This window comes from Vreelandella subterranea (genome assembly GCF_900111305.1).
In the GTDB taxonomy this organism is placed as follows: Bacteria; Pseudomonadota; Gammaproteobacteria; order Pseudomonadales; family Halomonadaceae; genus Vreelandella; species Vreelandella subterranea.
The window spans coordinates 175,161-191,674 of the sequence record NZ_FOGS01000006.1; the positions used below are offsets into that span (position 1 = coordinate 175,161).

The window sequence follows — 16,514 nt, forward strand, 5'->3', positions numbered from 1 at the left end:
TGTTTGGTGGTTCTGGCTGAGCAAAGCTGACTGAACCAACGACGTTAGCTATCGCCGCACTTTCCAGCGATGTTTATAAGCGTCATGCTTTTTTACAAAAACCAAAATGTCACCCATAATAACGTATATATACGCTTCTATAGGTGACGAGAATGGCCCTTGAAATAAACAGCGCCGTGGATCGTGACGGTTTTATCATCGCCGATGCGCTCCTTGACGAGCTGCATATCACCAAGCGCGAGTTCGCTCATGCGATTGGGTTGAGCCATAGCGCCATCATCCGCAAGGATCGCCTTCATGCCGTTTCCACGCAGCAGCGTCTGCGCCAAACGATGGAAATCCTCAAGCGCATTGAACCCTGGGCGGGGTCGATAAGCGGTGCATGGTCCTGGTACCGCACTTACCCTATCGCACCGCTGGGTGATTTAACTGCCGAAGAACTGGTCAGTCATGGGCGGGCGGATGATGTCCGGGCCTACCTCTCGCACATTGCCGAGGGAGGCTATGCGTGAGTCTGCTGGCACTCGGGTTTCAATACACAGGGCTCGTCTATCGTGGCCACAACCCCAGGTGGCAGCATGCACCCACGTCAGGCGAAGGGGCCGCTCGCAACGGTGGCCGCTGGAACCCTGTTGGAATGCCTGCGCTGTATACCAGCGAGCGGTTCGAAACGGCCTGGCTTGAAGCCCAACAAGGCTTTCCTTTCAAGACGCAACCGCTGACGCTTTGCAGCTATGAGGTCAATTGCGGTCCGATTCTGGATCTGTGTGATCCAGATATCCAGAGGCGCGTTCGCCCGCACCCGGAAAATTGGCTGCGGGAAGCCTGGTTAGCCAAGAAAATCAGGCGCGAGCCCGTTATCGCCTGGGAGATCGCTGAGCAGTTGATCGCTATGGGGTTCGCTGGCATTCGCGTGCCGTCACAAGCGAAGGGAGCGACCCATCGAGACGTTAATCTCGTGTTCTGGCAATGGTCATCTCACGCACCGACCAGGGTTTGCGTGATAGACGATGAAAATCGATTGCCCAACGAGCCCTCTCAGCATCAGAAACAATCTTAACTCACCCCGATATAGCGCCCCGGCTTGTGGTTCAGGGCGATGATCAGGTTGAGCGTCAGCGCCCCCAGTACCGAGTAGGCCACGCGGTCCAGCGGCAACTGGGTGAGCGCTACCAGCAGGATCAGCCCGTCGATGCCAAGTTGCACGTAGCCTGCGCGCAGGCCGTGTTTTTCCTGGAGGTAAAGCGCCAGGATATTGATACCGCCAAGACTGGTGCGGTGGCGAAACAGCATCAGCATGCCGATGCCCATCAGCGCGCCGCCCATGAGGGCGGCATAAAGCGACGGCACGGCGGCAAACTGCACCCAGCCCTGGGTGAGCTCCGAAAACAGCGATACCAGGCCGATCGCCGCAAAGGTGCGCAGCGTAAAGCTCCAGCCCATGCGTTTGATGGCCAGGTAATAGAACGGCAGATTGATGGCAAAGAACCACACCCCGAAGCCCCAACCGGTGATGTAATTTAACAGCAGCGCCAACCCAGCCGTGCTGCCCGTCAACAACACCGCATGGGTATAAAACGTCACTCCCAGCGCCACAAAGCAGGTGCCCAGCAACATCGCCATGACATCCTCATAGGGCTTGTGAGGGTCCTTGGGAAGGTCTTCCACACGCATGGGGGTGTCCTTGTTTGGTCTGTCAGGATTATCGAGTGATGCGCTTAGACAGGGCTGGCGTGTTCGACCATCAACTGCAGCGACTCACGCCCCCGCCAGCGGTTGCGATTAAGCTTGTAGGCGCAGTGGAGGGTATCGCCGACGCTGAATGCGGGCAGCTCACCGGGGGTCAGCGCGCGAAACCAGATCGCCTTGCAGGTCACCGGGCCCATGGAAAGCTCCATCATCAGGTGCGCGCCTTCCGCGCCGACCGGGCGCAGTGCTTCGACGATAAAGCGCCCTTCAAACAGCGGCGGGTCGAACTCGCGGCCATAGGGGCCCAGGGCCTCGATATCGCCAAGCGTTGCCAGTGACAGCTGTGTCGTGGATAGCTCGCCGTCGGTCCACAGGCGCGGATAGAGCTCGCGGCCTGCCAGTTGCTCTTCCACCGCCTGAAGAAACGCGGCTTTGAAGGCCTGCAGTTGGTCCCGTGGCACGCCCACCCCGGCTGCTCCACTATGGCCGCCAAATCGCGGCAGCGCCTGAGGGGCGAGTTCAAAGGTGCGCTGAAGCGCATCGCGCAGGTGCAGACCGTCAATCGAGCGGCCGGAACCGGTGAGCATGTCGGGGGCAGCCGCTCGGGTAAGCACCAGCGCCGGGCGCCCATAGGCCTGCACCAGCCGCGAGGCGACAATGCCCTGAACGCCTGGGTGACCATCTTCCAGTAACACGACGACCGCCGACTCGTTGGCTTCCAGTGCGGGCGCCGCCAGGGCGCGGGCTTCTTCCGCCATATCAGCCTCGATGGCCTTGCGCGACTGATTATCCTGGTCGAGGACTTCCAACTGGCGATTGGCCACGCCCTCGGTTTCCGCGAGCATGAAGTGCAGCGCCGCGTAAGGGTCGTCCAGCCGCGAGCGGGCATTGATGCGCGGCCCCATCTGGAAGGCCAGCGTTTCGGCATTGAACGGTACGCTGTCGGCACCCAAGCGGGTAGCCATGGCCCGCCAGCAGGCGGCCTCCATACGGTTGATCAAGGTCAGGCCGTGGCTGACCACTGCACGGTTGGCGGGGCTACCGCCCAGCGACACGCAATCCGCTACCGTGCCCAGCGCGACGTAGGAAAGCCACGGCGACAGCTTGGGAGTGGAGGCTGACAGCGCCCCCCACTCGATCAGCACGCCGCGGGCCAGCGACATCAGTAGCCACGCCACCATGCACCCGGCGATGGTTTTATCCGGGTAGTCGCAGTCATCACGGGTTGGATTGACGCAGGCATAGGCCGAAGGGGGTGGGCCTTCCAGCGGCAACGCATGGTGGTCGCTGACCACGACATCGATGCCCGCGGCTTTCAAGCGGGCAATGCGCGGCTCGTCGCTGCTGCCGCAGTCGGCAGTAATCACCAGCGACGGCAGCGGCTTCAGGTTCAGCGTGCGCTCGACCAGCGGCAGACTGATTCCATAACCGTCGTGAATACGGTGGCCAATCAGGCTGTGCAGCTTATGCTCCGGGACGCCAAATAACTCGACCAGGGTACGACGGATCACCACATGGGAGGTGATGCCGTCCACGTCATAGTCGGTAAGAATCCCGATCGATTCGCCTTCGACTACCGCCTGGGCGATGCGCTCGGCGGCTCGGCGGCCGTCAGCGAGTTTCTCCGGGTGCGCTAGGTAGCGAAGGCTGGGCGATACCAGCGGTGCCAATTCGCCTTGATAGCCCGGCAGCCGCGAGGCAAGCAGGCGCGCCTGCAACTCATTCAAGCCTTCCGACTGGGCGCGGGCATACACCGCCTCGTCCAGTGGACGAGGCTCCAGCCGGGGACGGCTAGCGTGTTGCAGCGACGCCCCCGCCTGGCGGGCAGGTGGTCGGTCTGTCACGTCGGCCATCATACCTAGCGCCGGTTGTCAGCGACAAACTGCTGCACCGCGGCGAGCTCAGCGGGCAACACCGCGTAACGCTCTTCGCGTTCAAGCAGGTCATCCATGTGTGTCGGCAACGGCACGCCCTGGAACCCGGCCTTCACCACCGCTTCGGCAAACTTGGCAGGATGCGCCGTGGCCAGCGTAATCACCGGTGTGGTCTGGTCGGCCCGAGCACGCTCGGCGGCGCGATAGCCGGTGGCCGTATGCGGGTCGAGTATTTCACCGGTACGGTGGTGGGCTTCACGGATCACTTCCAAGATCGTCGCGTCGTCAACGCTGTGGCTTGAGAACTTTTCGCGCAACCTGGCCAGCGGCGCATCGGCAAGTGCCGTGGGTTCCTGCTGAAAACGCTCCAGCAGCGCCGCCACCGCGGCACCGTCCTGGTCGTAGGCATCAAACAGCAGGCGTTCGAAGTTCGACGACACGACGATATCCATGGACGGCGCAAGGGTTGCCGCCAGCTCTTTCTTGGAGAAGTCATTGGCGGCAAGCGTGCGGTGCAGGATGTCGTTGGCGTTGGTGGCAATGATGAACTGCTTCACCGGCAGGCCCATCTTGTAGGCCATATAACCGGCAAAGACATTACCGAAGTTGGCCGACGGCACGCAGAAACTCACTTCGCGCTTGGGCGCACCCAGCGCCACGCCCGCGGCCACGTAATAGACGATCTGGGCCATGATGCGCGCCCAGTTGATGGAGTTCACCGCCACCAGGCGCGTGCCGTTCAGGAAGTCCTGATTGGCGAAGCTGGCCTTGACCATCGCCTGGGCGTCATCGAAATTGCCTTCGATGGCGATGTTGAACACGTTATTGGCCAGTACCGTGGTCATCTGACGACGCTGCACTTCCGAGACACGGTTGTGGGGGTGCAGGATAAAGATATCCAGGTTGTCGCAGTGACGGCAGCCTTCAATGGCCGCCGAGCCGGTGTCACCAGAGGTGGCGCCCATGATGACCGCACGCTCACCGCGCTTTTGCAGGAAGTGGTCGAGCAACCGGCCCAACAACTGCAGCGCGACATCCTTGAATGCCAGGGTAGGACCATGGAACTGCTCGAGCAGAAAATGGCTGGCGTCCAGCTGCTTGAGTGGCAGCACCGCGTCGTGATTAAAGGTCGCATAGGCATCGGTGACGATCTGACGGAAGGTATCGTCGTCGATCTCGCCGTTCACAAACGGCTTCATGACGCGAAACGCGATCTCCGCGTAAGACAGGCCAGCCATCGCTTCCAGGTCTTCTTGCGAGAACGACGGCAGCGTTTCCGGCACATAAAGCCCACCGTCGCTGGCCATGCCGGTCAACACCACCTCTTCAAAGGAGAGCGCGGGCGCCTGCCCGCGCGTGCTGATATAACGCATGTGGTGGGTTACTCCCCTTCGTCCAGGCTTTCCACGCGGATACGCGTGACAGGGCCCGCAATATCCGCCATGGCTTCGATTTCACGGATCGCTTCGTTCATCTGCTTCTCCTTGGTGCGGTGGGTCAGCAGGATGATGGGTACCAGCTCGCCTTCGGTCGCCTCTTTCTGGATCAGCGCCTCGATGGACATGCCCTGCTCGGCAAGGATGGTCGCCACGCGGGCAAGTACGCCGGGGCGGTCGACGGCCAGCAGGCGCAGGTAATACGCCGTGGTAATGTCTTCCATGGGCATGATCGGCAGCTGGCTGACGTCTTCGTCAATACCGCTGAACGCCAGGTAAGGTACGCGATAGTGATGGTCGGTGGCAATGTCACGCGCCACGTCGAGGATATCCGCCACCACGGCCGAAGCCGTCGGCTCCGCACCTGCACCGGCACCGTAATAAAGCGTCGGCCCGACGGCGTCGCCCATTACCGCGATGGCATTCTTGACGCCGTGAACATTGGCAAGCAGACGCTCTTTTGGGATCAGCGTGGGGTGTACGCGCAATTCAAGCCCATGGTCGGTGCGCTTGGAGATGCCCAGGTGCTTGATGACATAGCCTAGGTTATCGGCCTGTTCAACGTCTTCTGCGGTGATCCGCGAAATCCCCTCGGTGAACGCCTTCTCGAACTGAAGCGGCACGCCGTAGGCGATCGAGGCCAGAATGGTCAGCTTATGCGCCGCATCGATGCCTTCGACATCGAAGGTCGGGTCGGATTCGGCATAGCCCAGCGCCTGGGCTTCGGCGAGCACGTCTTCGAAGGCACGGCCTTCATCGCGCATGTGGGTCAGGATGTAGTTGCCAGTGCCGTTAATGATGCCCGCGACCCACTCGATGCGGTTGGCACCCAGGCCTTCGCGCAGCGATTTGATGACCGGGATCCCCCCCGCGACGGCGGCTTCAAACGCCACGATCACGCCCTTTTCGTGGGCCGCCTTGAAAATTTCGTTGCCGTGGACGGCGATCAGCGCCTTGTTGGCCGTGACCACGTGCTTGCCGTTTTCAATCGCGGTCAGTACCAGTTCGCGGGCAATGTCGTAACCGCCAATCAACTCAACCAGGACATCCACATTGGGGTTGGTGGCCACTTCAAAAACATCCGTGGTGGCATTGATACCGGTAATGTCGCAATCGGGGTGAATACTGCGGTGGCCCACCTGCTCGATCACGATCGGACGACCCGCACGACGTGCAATATCGTCCGCGTTGCGCGTCAGCACATTGAAGGTACCGCCACCGACGGTACCCAGCCCACAAATGCCTACTCTTACCGGTTTCAAAATACTTCCCCTTTCATATTGTGCACTCAGAGGTGCAGTGTCTCAGCGTGATAATGGTTGATCAATCGGCCCGTGGCTGTTGATTCTAGGCGTCGTCCAGCGCCAGCATTTCCACCATGCGGTCCGGCGGTACAAACCCTGGCACCATCTGCCCATCAGGCAGGATAATCGCCGGGGTGCCCTGTACGCCTAATGCACGGCCCAGCGTGTACTGCTCGGCGACCGGGTTGTCGCAGCTGGCTGAGCCGGAAAGCGTTTCGCCTTGCTTGGCCTGCGACATGGCTTCGCTGGGGTTATCGGCACACCAGACCTGTTGCAGCGTTCTCCCCGCATTGGCGTTCATTCCGCTACGCGGAAAGGCCAGGTAGTGTACCGCAATCCCCCGCTCGTTGAGCTCCGGAATGGTTTCGTGAAGCCTTACGCAATAAGGGCAGCTTGGGTCGGTAAACACCACGACCGTCGCCTTGGGGGGCTCTTCACCGCGGAACACCACCCGCTCGCTTTCCGGTATCGCCGCAATGGCGTCCGCGCGCTCCTGGTTGCGCGCCTGCTCGGTCAGGTTCACCAGCCCGCTGTCGGCGTTCTCGTAGAGGTCGCCGACCAGAAAATAACTGCCGTCGGCATTCGAATAAAAGGATTCGCCGTTTTCCAGACGCACATGGTAAATCCCTTCCATCGGCGTTTCACGCACCTCGTCGACCGGCATTGCCTGGCCATTGACGCTTAGCGTGTCGCGCAGCGCATCGGTGGCGCTACTAGCCTGCGCTGCCATGGGTAACAACGCACCGACCATCAGCCAGCCTATCAGCTTACACGGCTTGCTCTGGGACGTCGTTTGTTCTGTGCCTCGGCGCATCATGCATTCAACCTCTTGGGTGATGTTCAGCATGCAGACTTTCCAGGCGGGCCTGGGCCACATGCGTGTAAATTTGCGTGGTGGATAGGTCGCTATGACCTAGCAACAGCTGTACGACCCGTAAATTCGCCCCATGATTCAATAAATGGGTCGCAAACGCATGACGAAGCGTATGTGGCGACAGGGGGCGTGTTATGCCTGCCGTGATGGCGTGCACCTTGATGCGATGCCAGAAGGTCTGTCGCGTCATCGCTTTATCACCCCGGCCTGGAAACAGTGCCGGGCGCGTGGGATCCTGCATCAGCATGGGCCGCGTCGCTTGCATATACTGGACCAGCCAGTCGGCGGCCTCCTCCCCCATCGGTATCAGGCGGTCCTTGTCGCCTTTGCCGCGCACCCGGACGACCCCCTGGCGCAAATTGACCGCGTCACTGGTTAACCCTACCAACTCCGAGACCCGCAGTCCGCAGGCGTAGAGCAACTCCAGCATCGTGCGGTCACGTACGCCCAGCGGCGTATCCAGTACCGGCGCCTGAAGCAGGCGCTCCACTTCGTTTTCTTCCAGCGTGTTGGGCAGGCCTGGCTGCACACGCGGCAGGCGCACCTCCGCCAGCGGATCACTGGAAACGTGACCGTGGACGCGCGCCCAGCGGTAAAAACTGCGCAGACTCGACAACACACGAGCATTACTGCGTACCTGATAGCCCGCTTCACGGCGGCTGGTGAACCACGCATCCAGCCGGTCAGGCGTGGGCGACAATAATGACTCGCCGTGCACCTCCAGGTGCTGCTGCCAGGCGTTCAGGTCGCGTCGATAAGCCGCTAGCGTATGCTCACTGGCCCCGCGCTCCAGCCACAGAGCATCCAAAAAAGCATCAATGACATGCATACGCAAGCCGCCCATTAGGTTGCTTCATCGGTTAGATAAACAAAACCCCGCCCCGCAGAGCGGTGACGGGGTTTTGATACCCAGGCGCAAGCGCCTGCGGAAACGACTCGCCTTAGGCCAGCTTTTCCTTGATACGGGCCGATTTACCGCTGCGCTCGCGCAGGTAGTAAAGCTTGGCCTGGCGCACGTCACCGCGGCGCTTGACTTCAATAGAGTCAACCAGCGGGCTGTAGGTCTGGAAGGTACGCTCAACGCCAACGCCGTGAGAAATCTTGCGCACGGTGAACGCGGAGTTCAGGCCACGGTTACGCTTACCGATGACCACACCTTCAAACGCCTGCAGACGCTCGCGGTTGCCTTCTTTGACTTTCACCTGAACGACGATGGTATCGCCCGGTGCAAAGTTCGGCACCTCTTTGGACATTTGCTCGTTTTCGAGCGCCTGGATCACCTTGTTTTTACTGCTCATCATCATGCTCCTAAATAACGTGGTGGCAAAACCGCTCAGCCATGGAAGGCGGTCGCCGTGATCCCGGCGCTCAATAACGAGCGACGCGGGAGTCGTTATGGGTGACACAGGTGCGCTGGCGCGTCGCCATTACCGCCCTGCACCGCCGCTCATGCCGGTTCAGTCTTGATTTCCTAGTCAGTCTTGGCTGACGAACCGGAAAGAGCGTATTCCTCGATAAACTCGTTCAACAGCTTGCGCTGTTCGGCATCCAACGGTCGCCCTTCCAACAGGTCGGGTCGACGCTGCCAGGTGCGACCTAGGGATTGCTTCAACCGCCAGCGCTTGATGGCGGCGTGATTACCGCTCAGCAGCACATCCGGCACCTGTCGCCCGTCGATAACCTCGGGACGGGTGTAGTGCGGGCAGTCTAACAAACCGTCGTTAAACGAGTCTTCGATGGCGGAATCCTGATGCCCCAATACACCGGGAATCAGCCTTGCCGCCGCGTCAATCAACACCATGGCCGGCAGCTCACCGCCGCTTAGCACATAGTCGCCAATTGACCATTCTTCATCGATGTCACTTTCCACCACCCGCTCGTCAATGCCTTCATAGCGCCCTGCGACAACAACCAATGGGCCTTTAGACGCCAGTGACGTCACCCCCTGTTGGTCCAGCTTGCGCCCCTGGGGTGATAGATAAATCACCGTGGGCGTCTGGCCGGTTGCATCATGCGCCTGCTGTCGGGCGTCATGAATGGCAGCGCGTAAGGTGTCGACTTTCATCAACATCCCGGGGCCGCCGCCATAGGGGCGATCATCAACGCTACGATGGCGGTCAGTGGCGTAATCGCGCGGATTCCAGAACGCGAGCTCTATGTGCCGTTTTTCGATCGCTCTACCGACCACGCCCTGCTGGGTGAGCGCATCGAACATCTCGGGAAACAGCGATACCACACCTATCCACATCGCGGGGTGTGAAACGTCGTCTCCACTGCCCGGCTGTTGTTCACTGCTCAAAACTCAGGATCCCAATCAACGACCATTCGGCCGTCTTCAAGACTGACTTCAACAATGACGTCGCCCGGCAAAAACGGCAGCAGGCGCTCACGCTTGTCGATCGCCTCGACATCGCCGCGAACGACCATGACATCGTTGGCACCGGTTTCGAACAGGTAACTGACCTGCCCTAACCGTTCGCCGGCTTGAGTGAAAACCGCAAGGCCTTCAAGCTCATGCCAATAATACTCATCGTCGGAAAGCTCAGGGAGAGCCGCTTTGGGCATCAATATGTCCGCCTGGGCCAATGCGTCGGCCGCGTCACGGTCATCGATCCCTTTAAGCTGAACCACAAGGCCCTTACCTTGCCGACGGCCCTGAACAATGGTCATGCGCGTCAGACTGTCGCCTTGGCGCACCCACCATTCGGGGTAGTCCAAAATGCTGTCCATGGGGCTGGTATAGGAATATACCTTCAGCCAGCCTTTCACTCCGTGGGAGCTTGTCAGCTTGCCGAGCACCACATGCGTGTCGTCAGTATGGCTTGTTTCAAAACGCGTCATTGACGACCTCAACGTACAACAGCACTTGCCACATCGCGAACAGGTTTAGGCCTGTTTACGCGCTTCTTTTACCAACTCAGCAACACGACCTGACAGCTGGGCACCCTGGCTCTGCCAGTGTACGACACGGTCCAGGTCAACGCGCAGGCGTTCTTCCTGGCCACGTGCAACAGGGTTGAAGAAACCGATACGCTCAATGAAACGGCCATCACGGGCGTTACGTGAGTCGGTCACGGTCAGGTGGTAAAAGGGACGCTTCTTGGCGCCACCACGTGCCAAACGAATGGTAACCATACGATAACTATCCTTCGGTTGAGGTTACGAGAGTGTGCCTTGGCGGCGTTCGCTTCCGGAAGCACTCTTCATACTATAAAAGCCTTCAGCGTGGGGTATCGTCATTATATGACCAACACCCACACAAGAAGACGCCGCATTCTACGCAAATGCGCTCGGCTTGGAAAGCCTGATAGCCAGAAAACTATTAGTCCGTCAAGCATACCCCCCGACGGCAATGCCTAGCGGCGCGGGAATCCACCTGGTCCACCCATGCCGCCAGGGCCACCCATGCCACCGGGACCGCCTGGGCCGCCACCGCCGCCCATCATGCCGGACATGCCACGCATCATTTTTTCCATGCCGCCTTTTTTGCCGGCTTTTTTCATCATCTTCTGCATCTGCTTGTGCTGCTTGAGCAGACGGTTCAAGTCCGGCACCTGAAGCCCCGCACCCGCCGCAATACGGCGCTTGCGTGAGCCGTTGATGATTTCAGGCTTGTGGCGCTCCTTGGGGGTCATGGAGTTGATCAACGCCTCAAGCTTGCCGAGCTCTTTTTCGGGACCGGGCCCCTGGGCCATATCCGCCATCTGCCCCATACCCGGCAGCTTGCCGAGCAAGCCCCCCATGCCACCCATTTTCTTGAGTTGCTGGAGCTGCTCGCGAAAATCTTCCAGATCGAAGCCATCGCCTTTCTTGACCTTTTTGGCCAACTGGTCGGCTTTGGACTTATCGACCGTGCGCTCGGCTTCTTCAATCAGCGAGAGCATGTCGCCCATGCCCAGAATCCGCGAGGCGACCCGGTCAGGGTGGAAGGGTTCCAGGGCGTCGACCTTTTCACCGACCCCCATGAACTTGATCGGCTTGCCGGTGACATGACGCACCGAGAGCGCAGCACCGCCCCGCGCATCACCGTCGGCCTTGGTCAGGACCACCCCGGTAAGCGGCAGCGCATCGTGGAACGCTTTTGCGGTATTGACCGCATCCTGGCCGGTCATGGCATCGACAACGAACAGCGTCTCGTCAGGCGTGACGGCTTTATGCAACGCCTGAATTTCCGCCATCATGGCTTCGTCGATGGCCAGGCGGCCTGCGGTATCGATCAATACGACGTCGTGAAACTGGATTTTGGCGTGCTTGATGGCCGCTTCGGCAATCGCCACTGGCGCCTGATCCGAGCGGGAGGGGAAGAAATCGACTTCCACCTCTTTGGCTAGCGTCTCCAACTGGTCAATCGCCGCGGGGCGGTAGACGTCGGCCGAGACCACCAGAACCTTTTTCTTTTCGCGTTCCCGCAGGTAGCGCGCCAGCTTGGCCACCGAGGTGGTTTTACCCGCGCCCTGCAAGCCCGCCATCAGCACCACGGCCGGAGAGCTCTTTAATGTCAGCCCTTCGTTCGCTTCGCCCATGGTGGCTTCCAGCTCTTGCTGGACAATCTTGACGAACTGCTGCCCGGGCGAAAGACTTTTGGATACCTCTTGCCCTACGGCCCGTTCGCGCACCCGCTCGACGAAGTCCTTGACCACGGGCAGCGCCACGTCTGCCTCAAGCAGCGCACGGCGAACTTCCCGCAGGGTATCTTTAATGTTGTCTTCGGTCAGACGCGCCTGACCTTTGATCGATTTTAACGTCTGGGAAAGACGCTCACTAAGAGTCGAAAACATGGGGCCTCTCTGCCTCCGTCGCTGTTGCCGGGCTTGACCGGCCCTAGGCTAATGAAAAAGATTATACGCGCTCGCCGCTTGAGTCTCCATGGGCTCAAGATATAGATGACTGTGCGTCACTGTAAGGATTCGTTATAGTAGTGGCTTATCAGTTCGATTTGTTTCATTACGACGCGCTGCAAGGCGCACGGATAGCATCATGCAGGCGCTCCCTTTCGCCACCATCGCCTTTGTTCTCTACATAGCCGCTGCCATCTGGCAGGGGATGGCGCTGTTCCGGCGCGTGCCCCCGCGCCAGGTCATCGTGCGGCTTTTAGCCGCGTTAGGCCTGTTGCTGCATATCCCGGTGGTGGTTCAGCTCGTCGGGCAAACGCCCGGCTTGCTGCCCGGTTTTACCACCAGCGCTACACTGCTGATGGCGGTCGCCGTGAACGTGGTCCTGGTCGCAAGCCTGTTCAAGCCCGTGCTCAACGCCGGCATCGCCCTCTTCCCGCTCGCCGGCATCGCACTGATGGCCGCTACCTGGCTACCCAGCCAAAGCGGTCACAGCGGGCTTACGCCGGGCATTTTGATGCACGCCATCAGCTCCGCGCTGGCCTTTGCGGTGCTGGCGATTGCCGCCGCACAAGCGGTACTGGTAGGCTTGCAGAATCAGGCATTGCGCCACCATCACATCCGCGGCATTGTCCAGTCACTTCCTCCGCTTACCACCATGGAGCGGGTGCTCTTCGAGCTGGTGTGGGTCGGCATTATATTGCTGACGCTATCCATTATCAGCGGCTTGCTGTTCCTGGATAACTTCTTTGCCCAGCACCTCGCCCACAAAACGGTACTGTCACTTCTGGCCTGGGTGATTTTCACCGGGCTCTTGATTGGCCGTTACCGGTTTGGCTGGCGCGGCATGCGAGCGGTGCGCTGGACGCTCGGCGGCTGCGCGATTCTGGTATTGGCCTACTTTGGCAGCAAGTTCGTGCTGGAAGTGGTACTTAACCGCTAACCTTGCAGGCACTAGTCTTGTAGGCATCAGGTGTATTGACACCTCTGTTGCAACCTCTTACAAATCGAGCTGAACACGGCATAAAGGAAATTCTGACTTGAGTGATGACTTCCCGCTGGGATTACTCTTTGGCTTGCTGGCCCTTCTCATTGCCCTCTCCGCTTTTTTCTCAAGCTCTGAAACCGGCATGATGTCGATCAACCGCTATCGGCTCAGCCACAACGCCAATAGCGGCGACCGTCGCGCCAAGCGCGTCATGCGCCTGCTGGCGCGCCCCGACCGGCTGATTGGCGTTATCCTGATCGGCAATAACTTCGTCAATAACCTTGCCGCCTCCATTGCCACGATTATTGCCATCCACTTTTTCGGCGATGTGTCGGGCCCCGCCATTTCAACCGCCCTGCTGACCATCACCATTCTGATTTTTTCCGAGGTGACGCCCAAGACCTATGCGGCCATCAAGCCCGAGCGCATTGCCTACCCAAGCTCGTACGCGCTTGAACCGCTGCTCAAGCTTCTCTACCCACTGGTATGGCTGGTCAACGCCGTTTCCAACGGGCTGCTACGCCTGATCGGCGTCAAGAGTGTCGAAAACGGCGGCGACAACCTCACGCGGGATGAATTGCGTACCGTGGTGCACGAAGCCGGCACGCTGATTCCCTATCGCCACCGCGCCATGCTGCTTTCGATTCTCGATCTGGAAAACGTCACCGTCAACGACATCATGGTGCCCCGCCATGAAGTGCTGGGCATCGACCTTGATGACTCACTGGAAGACATTCTGGCGCAAATCCGCACCAGCCAGCATACCCGCCTGCCGGTCTACAAAGGCGATATCAATAACATCATCGGCATGCTGCACTTACGCAATGCGGCACGCTTTTTATCGCGCAGCGAAGTCACCAAGGCAGCGATCGTGCAGGAAGCCCGCGAGCCCTACTTCATTCCGGAATCCACGCCGCTTCACACCCAGTTGCTCAACTTCCAGAAACAGAAGCGCCGTATCGGCATCGTGGTCGATGAATATGGTGATGTTGAAGGGCTTGTCACCCTGGAGGACATTCTTGAAGAGATTGTCGGTGAGTTCACCACCGACGTATCGGAAGACGATGAGATACATCAACAGGATGACGGCAGTCATGTCATCGAAGGCACCGCGACCATAAGAGACATCAACAAGATGCTGGGCTGGCAGTTACCCACCGATGGTCCCAAAACCCTCAACGGGTTAATTCTCGAGCATTTGGAAGGCTTTCCCGAAGGGCCTGCCTGCCTGCAGGTAGGGGCAACACGCATGGAGATTCTGGCGATTCGGGACAACCTGATCACCTCCGCCCGCTGCTGGAAGGCGACCCGCAGCGGGCTCGGTCAATAGGCTGGCGCCCTGTCACTGGCGTGGCAAGATATCCTGATCCGCCTCGACCTTAAGCTGCCTCACCTGCTGCTCAAGGTAGCGGCGCAGCGCCAGCTCCCCTGTATCACTCGGGTCAACGGGGTCGCCAAAGCGGAGGCTTACCGGCGCCCGGAAACGCCTGGGCCATTTCTTCAACGCCTTGCCGTCATAGTGAGATGTCCACGACCCCCAGAGTCCCGCAAGCGCGGCGGGCACCACCGGCACGCAGTCCCGCATGACAATCGCCTCGAGCCCGCGGCGGAAAGGGTGGATCTCACCGTCGGGCGTTAGTCGCCCTTCGGGAAACACCATCACCACTTCACCCTGGCGCAGTGCCTGGCTGACTTCTTCCAGGGCGCGACGCAGCGCGCCCGGACTGCGACGCTCGGACTCGATGGGAATGGCACCGACCAGTTGAAACCACCACCTCAGCCAGGGGGAGTCAAAGATCGGCTGGTCCATGACAAAACGCAACGGGCGGGGGCTGCCGCCGCCCAGCACCAGTGCATCCATAAAGCTGACATGATTACACACCACCAGCGCTGGCCCTTGCTTGGGAATATGGCAACGCCCCCGAACATGCAGCCGATAGCAAAGCCGCATGGCCAGAAAGATACCGCCGCGCAGCAGGTGGCGCACTGGCTTAACCAATCCCATTACTCGGGCTGCTCTCGGTTGCGCAGCCCGGCAAGAACGGTGCTCAACAGCTGGTCAAGCAGTTCATCCACCTTGAGCTGGTGCCCCTGCCAGTAACCGAGGCGTTCATTCAACCCCAGCTGAACCAGCCCGTGCACACTGCCCCATAAGGTACGCCCCAGGCGTCGCGCCTCGGCATCATCCAGCAGGGGCTGATACTGTTTGAGCGATGTTTCAACCTGGGTAAACAACGCTTCGATCAGCTGGCTCTGACGCTGGTCCAATTCGCCTTCCTGGGCCAACGGATGGTCAAACAACAGTTGCCATCGGTAGCAATCCTTTTCGGCAAATCGCCAATAGGCATTGGCCAGCGCCCGCAGCCAGGGTTCGGGTTCATCAGACGCAAGGTTGGTAATCGTGGACTGCAAGCGCGCCAGGGTTTCGACGTTGACGTGTTGCAACAAAACATTAAAGCTGCCATACAGCTTGAGCAATGTACTGGGGGCGCAGCCCACCTCTCTGGCCAGGGCACGCAGCGATAAGCCATGAACGGACTGTTGAGCCAACCATTCATCGCAAGCGTGCATAACCTGCGCGTGTAGTGCATCCGGCGCGTGCTGTCTGGGGCGAGCCATGGCGATCTCTTAAGGTGAACGGCAAACAGGAAGAATGCCTTATCGCGCTTTAGCGTGAACAAGGGATGCTATAGGATACCCCACATCGAACACTGTTTTCGACTCCAAACCTCGACATTTCATGCTTAATACCCTCTAAACGGGTACAGACAACGCCTTAGCGTAAAAGGAGACCTGCATGGCCGGGCGCTTACACGTGCAGCAACTGCCTCTTGCCCGCCTACTCCCAAGCCTGAAGATGGCTGAACCCTTGATTGAATCACCCAATGTGGCACCGCGACAGCCGATATCGGCCATCCGTACGGTTGAGGGTCAACCCTGTTTAGAGTCGTTATTCTGGGGGCTGACACCGCCCTGGCTAAAAGTCCTGGATAATGCCCCACACTGCGCTCGAGCGGAAACCCTGAACCAACGGGGCATGTTTCAGGAAGCCTATCGCTCGCGTCGCTGCCTGGTGCCGGTGAGCGGCTTTTACATCTGGAAACGGCTACCCCGTGCCAAGCAACCCTACCTGGTCACGCAGGTCAACCGCGGACCGCTATTACTTGCGGGGCTGTGGTGCCGGTATCACACCACACTCACTGCCTACAACGACTCCACCGCTCTGGTAACCGTCCCTGCGAACGCCTGTTTGTCGCACCTGACGGACCGGCTGCCTGCGGTGATCGACCCGCGGGACGCAGACGAATGGTTAAATCCCGACACGGCTCACACTCGCCTTGATCGTTTATTGACGCCCGCACCCCTGGAACTGTTGGGCGCTTTTCCGGTATCAAAGCAGATTAACTTTCCCACCTACCAGTCACCGGCCTGCGCTCACCCCACCGGGCCGATGATACGCTGGACCACGTCATAGGAGCTTACATGCGTCAACTGATTGGTTTAAAACGCTTTGCAC

Annotated in this window: 18 protein-coding genes; 5 read left to right on the plus strand and 13 right to left on the minus strand. The window is 59.6% G+C overall.

Features of this window, described 5'->3' with window-relative positions; genetic code table 11:
* Positions 1 to 152 precede the first annotated feature (152 nt).
* Both BMX75_RS10465 and BMX75_RS10470 read left to right on the plus strand, forming a co-directional pair.
* Positions 153 to 512: an XRE family transcriptional regulator gene (locus BMX75_RS10465; protein WP_092827705.1), complete on the plus strand. Its 360-nt coding sequence runs from the start codon at positions 153 to 155 to the stop codon at positions 510 to 512.
* Positions 509 to 1,060 carry an RES family NAD+ phosphorylase gene (locus BMX75_RS10470; protein WP_217639873.1) on the plus strand — a complete coding sequence of 184 codons (552 nt, stop codon included), beginning with the start codon at positions 509 to 511 and terminating at the stop codon, positions 1,058 to 1,060. The genes BMX75_RS10465 and BMX75_RS10470 overlap by 4 nt, the downstream gene beginning before the upstream one ends.
* On the opposite strand, the gene BMX75_RS10475 is transcribed toward BMX75_RS10470, so the two are convergent.
* The 11 genes from BMX75_RS10475 to ffh form a co-directional block, all read right to left on the minus strand.
* A complete protein-coding gene (locus BMX75_RS10475; RefSeq protein ID WP_092827707.1) occupies positions 1,057 to 1,674 on the minus strand; it encodes a YitT family protein in 618 nt (205 codons plus the stop codon). The genes BMX75_RS10470 and BMX75_RS10475 overlap by 4 nt on opposite strands.
* 44 nt (positions 1,675 to 1,718) lie before the next feature.
* Positions 1,719 to 3,542: a single-stranded-DNA-specific exonuclease RecJ gene (locus BMX75_RS10480; RefSeq protein WP_245748494.1), complete on the minus strand. Its 1,824-nt coding sequence runs from the start codon at positions 3,540 to 3,542 to the stop codon at positions 1,719 to 1,721.
* A gap of 5 nt (positions 3,543 to 3,547) precedes the next feature.
* Positions 3,548 to 4,936, minus strand: coding sequence for a threonine synthase (gene thrC, locus BMX75_RS10485; protein ID WP_092827709.1), 1,389 nt, complete (start codon positions 4,934 to 4,936; stop codon positions 3,548 to 3,550).
* 8 nt (positions 4,937 to 4,944) lie between these two features.
* On the minus strand, positions 4,945 to 6,261 hold the full coding sequence (locus BMX75_RS10490; RefSeq protein WP_066319352.1) for a homoserine dehydrogenase: 1,317 nt from the start codon (positions 6,259 to 6,261) through the stop codon (positions 4,945 to 4,947).
* An 85-nt stretch (positions 6,262 to 6,346) separates the two neighbouring features.
* Positions 6,347 to 7,150, minus strand: coding sequence for a DsbC family protein (locus tag BMX75_RS10495; protein ID WP_092827711.1), 804 nt, complete (start codon positions 7,148 to 7,150; stop codon positions 6,347 to 6,349).
* Positions 7,125 to 8,006, minus strand: a complete 882-nt coding sequence (xerD, locus tag BMX75_RS10500; RefSeq protein ID WP_092827811.1) for a site-specific tyrosine recombinase XerD — start codon at positions 8,004 to 8,006, stop codon at positions 7,125 to 7,127. Before xerD ends, BMX75_RS10495 begins: the two co-directional genes overlap by 26 nt.
* 112 nt (positions 8,007 to 8,118) lie before the next feature.
* A complete protein-coding gene (gene rplS, locus BMX75_RS10505; RefSeq protein WP_066319347.1) occupies positions 8,119 to 8,475 on the minus strand; it encodes a 50S ribosomal protein L19 in 357 nt (118 codons plus the stop codon).
* A gap of 173 nt (positions 8,476 to 8,648) precedes the next feature.
* Positions 8,649 to 9,425 carry a tRNA (guanosine(37)-N1)-methyltransferase TrmD gene (gene trmD, locus BMX75_RS10510; RefSeq protein WP_066319345.1) on the minus strand — a complete coding sequence of 259 codons (777 nt, stop codon included), beginning with the start codon at positions 9,423 to 9,425 and terminating at the stop codon, positions 8,649 to 8,651.
* Between the two features lie 47 nt (positions 9,426 to 9,472).
* Positions 9,473 to 10,018 carry a ribosome maturation factor RimM gene (gene rimM / locus BMX75_RS10515; RefSeq protein ID WP_066319342.1) on the minus strand — a complete coding sequence of 182 codons (546 nt, stop codon included), beginning with the start codon at positions 10,016 to 10,018 and terminating at the stop codon, positions 9,473 to 9,475.
* Positions 10,019 to 10,063: 45 nt separating this feature from the next.
* A complete protein-coding gene (gene rpsP / locus BMX75_RS10520; protein ID WP_007111767.1) occupies positions 10,064 to 10,312 on the minus strand; it encodes a 30S ribosomal protein S16 in 249 nt (82 codons plus the stop codon).
* A 221-nt stretch (positions 10,313 to 10,533) separates the two neighbouring features.
* Positions 10,534 to 11,955: a signal recognition particle protein gene (gene ffh, locus BMX75_RS10525; RefSeq protein WP_066319340.1), complete on the minus strand. Its 1,422-nt coding sequence runs from the start codon at positions 11,953 to 11,955 to the stop codon at positions 10,534 to 10,536.
* A 199-nt stretch (positions 11,956 to 12,154) separates the two neighbouring features.
* Between ffh and BMX75_RS10530 the strand changes: the two genes are divergently transcribed.
* Both BMX75_RS10530 and BMX75_RS10535 read left to right on the plus strand, forming a co-directional pair.
* Positions 12,155 to 12,952 carry a cytochrome C assembly family protein gene (locus tag BMX75_RS10530; protein ID WP_092827713.1) on the plus strand — a complete coding sequence of 266 codons (798 nt, stop codon included), beginning with the start codon at positions 12,155 to 12,157 and terminating at the stop codon, positions 12,950 to 12,952.
* A gap of 97 nt (positions 12,953 to 13,049) precedes the next feature.
* Positions 13,050 to 14,327, plus strand: coding sequence for an HlyC/CorC family transporter (locus BMX75_RS10535; RefSeq protein ID WP_066319336.1), 1,278 nt, complete (start codon positions 13,050 to 13,052; stop codon positions 14,325 to 14,327).
* Positions 14,328 to 14,339: 12 nt separating this feature from the next.
* Here the strand turns inward: BMX75_RS10535 and BMX75_RS10540 are convergent, their stop codons facing one another.
* On the minus strand, positions 14,340 to 15,002 hold the full coding sequence (locus BMX75_RS10540) for a 1-acyl-sn-glycerol-3-phosphate acyltransferase (RefSeq protein WP_092827715.1): 663 nt from the start codon (positions 15,000 to 15,002) through the stop codon (positions 14,340 to 14,342).
* Entirely contained in the window at positions 15,002 to 15,616 is a 615-nt protein-coding gene (locus tag BMX75_RS10545; RefSeq protein ID WP_092827717.1) for a TetR/AcrR family transcriptional regulator, read from the minus strand. Before BMX75_RS10545 ends, BMX75_RS10540 begins: the two co-directional genes overlap by 1 nt.
* A gap of 178 nt (positions 15,617 to 15,794) precedes the next feature.
* Here BMX75_RS10545 and BMX75_RS10550 point away from each other — a divergent pair, with 178 nt between their 5' ends.
* Positions 15,795 to 16,472 carry an SOS response-associated peptidase gene (locus BMX75_RS10550; protein ID WP_066319329.1) on the plus strand — a complete coding sequence of 226 codons (678 nt, stop codon included), beginning with the start codon at positions 15,795 to 15,797 and terminating at the stop codon, positions 16,470 to 16,472.
* The last annotated feature ends 42 nt before the right edge of the window (positions 16,473 to 16,514 follow it).

Bases quoted from the DNA above. Each gene is read 5' to 3' on its own strand.
- BMX75_RS10465 (WP_092827705.1), top strand. From the start codon at position 153: ATGGCCCTTGAAATAAACAGCGCCGTGGATCGTGACGGTTTTATCATC.
- BMX75_RS10475 (WP_092827707.1), bottom strand. From the start codon at position 1,674: ATGCGTGTGGAAGACCTTCCCAAGGACCCTCACAAGCCCTATGAGGAT.
- BMX75_RS10480 (WP_245748494.1), bottom strand. From the start codon at position 3,542: ATGGCCGACGTGACAGACCGACCACCTGCCCGCCAGGCGGGGGCGTCG.
- thrC (WP_092827709.1), bottom strand. From the start codon at position 4,936: ATGCGTTATATCAGCACGCGCGGGCAGGCGCCCGCGCTCTCCTTTGAA.
- BMX75_RS10495 (WP_092827711.1), bottom strand. From the start codon at position 7,150: ATGCTGAACATCACCCAAGAGGTTGAATGCATGATGCGCCGAGGCACA.
- xerD (WP_092827811.1), bottom strand. From the start codon at position 8,006: ATGCATGTCATTGATGCTTTTTTGGATGCTCTGTGGCTGGAGCGCGGG.
- rplS (WP_066319347.1), bottom strand. From the start codon at position 8,475: ATGAGCAGTAAAAACAAGGTGATCCAGGCGCTCGAAAACGAGCAAATG.
- trmD (WP_066319345.1), bottom strand. From the start codon at position 9,425: ATGTGGATAGGTGTGGTATCGCTGTTTCCCGAGATGTTCGATGCGCTC.
- rimM (WP_066319342.1), bottom strand. From the start codon at position 10,018: ATGACGCGTTTTGAAACAAGCCATACTGACGACACGCATGTGGTGCTC.
- rpsP (WP_007111767.1), bottom strand. From the start codon at position 10,312: ATGGTTACCATTCGTTTGGCACGTGGTGGCGCCAAGAAGCGTCCCTTT.
- ffh (WP_066319340.1), bottom strand. From the start codon at position 11,955: ATGTTTTCGACTCTTAGTGAGCGTCTTTCCCAGACGTTAAAATCGATC.
- BMX75_RS10530 (WP_092827713.1), top strand. From the start codon at position 12,155: ATGCAGGCGCTCCCTTTCGCCACCATCGCCTTTGTTCTCTACATAGCC.
- BMX75_RS10540 (WP_092827715.1), bottom strand. From the start codon at position 15,002: ATGGGATTGGTTAAGCCAGTGCGCCACCTGCTGCGCGGCGGTATCTTT.
- BMX75_RS10545 (WP_092827717.1), bottom strand. From the start codon at position 15,616: ATGGCTCGCCCCAGACAGCACGCGCCGGATGCACTACACGCGCAGGTT.
- BMX75_RS10550 (WP_066319329.1), top strand. From the start codon at position 15,795: ATGGCCGGGCGCTTACACGTGCAGCAACTGCCTCTTGCCCGCCTACTC.